We start from the raw sequence: 1,297 nt of genomic DNA, 5'->3' as shown, positions 1-1,297 counted from the left end.
TGAGCTTCCCGATACATAGGTGACAGCGTATTCCGGAGACATGGGTTACACAATAAAGGCATTTGAGGGAGACCTCCGATGCCCTGGAAAGAGTGTAATCGTATGGATGAACGTCTCAGGTTCGTCGCCCGTCTGCTCGACGGCGAGCGCATGACAACAGCCTGTCGCGAGTTCGGCATCTCGCGCAAAACCGGCTATAAGCTCTTCAACCGCTATAAGGATGAAGGCCTCAGCGGCCTGGAAGACCAGCCACGACGGCCCTATCGCCATGCCAACAAACTGCCGTTTCAGGTCGAGACGGTGATCCTGCAGCTCAAGCGCGACCATCCCGGCTGGGGCGCCCCCAAACTGCGCGAGAAGCTGCTCAAGCAATATCCGGGTATCAGGCCGCCGGCCAATAGCACCATCCATGCCGTGCTCGACCGCCACGGCCTGGTCAAACGCCGACGGCGGCGGCGCTACCGCGCCCAGGGCACCCCCTTGAGCGATGCCCGGCAACCGAATGCCCTGTGGTGTGCCGATTACAAGGGCCAGTTCCGGCTCGGTAACCGCCAGTACTGCTATCCGCTCACCCTCAGCGACTATCGCTCGCGTTATCTGCTGGCCTGCGAAGGCCTGGCCTCGACCCAGGAAGCCGGTGCCTTCCCCGTGTTCGAACGAGCTTTCAGGGAATACGGCCTGCCTGCCGCCATCCGCACCGACAACGGCGTGCCGTTCGCCTCACCGCACGCCCTGTTCGGCCTCTCCCGGCTGTCGGTCTGGTGGTTGCGCCTGGGCATTGCGATTGAACGCATCCAGCCCGGCCAGCCGCAGCAGAACGGTCGGCACGAACGATTACATCTGACGCTCAAACAGGACACCACGCAGCCGCCCGGCTACAACCTGTTGCAGCAGCAGGAGCGCTTCGAGGACTTTAGAGCGGGTTACAATCAGGAACGCCCGCACCAGGCACTCGGCGGGCATTATCCGGCGGAAGTCTATACACCATCGGCACGCGTCTATGCACCACCCGACGTGCCCGACTATCCGTTCCATGACCGCACCGTTCAGGTCACGCGCTGTGGCCGCATCTGTATCAAGCGCCGCAAAATCAATTTCAGTGTGGTGTTTGCCGGCCAGACAGTCGGCATTCGCGAAGTGGCTGACCGCATTTGGCTGGTCAGCTTTATGGACTATGATTTGGGTTTCTTTGATGAAAACGAGGACCGGGTCGAGCCCGTCGGCTTCAACCCGTTCGCATCAAAAGTGTTACCCATGTCCTCGGAATAAAGTGTTACCGATGTGTCCGGTAAGCACC

At 60.4% G+C, this 1,297-nt stretch carries 1 protein-coding gene; it reads left to right on the top strand.

Annotated features, from left to right (window positions below):
* Window positions 1-78 precede the first annotated feature (78 nt).
* On the top strand, window positions 79-1,269 hold the full coding sequence (locus tag J2T55_RS13175) for an IS481 family transposase (protein WP_259057845.1): 1,191 nt from the start codon (window positions 79-81) through the stop codon (window positions 1,267-1,269).
* The last annotated feature ends 28 nt before the right edge of the window (window positions 1,270-1,297 follow it).

The organism is Methylohalomonas lacus, assembly GCF_024808875.1.
GTDB lineage: Bacteria > Pseudomonadota > Gammaproteobacteria > Methylohalomonadales > Methylohalomonadaceae > Methylohalomonas > Methylohalomonas lacus.
This window is presented reverse-complemented; position numbering and strand designations above follow the sequence as displayed.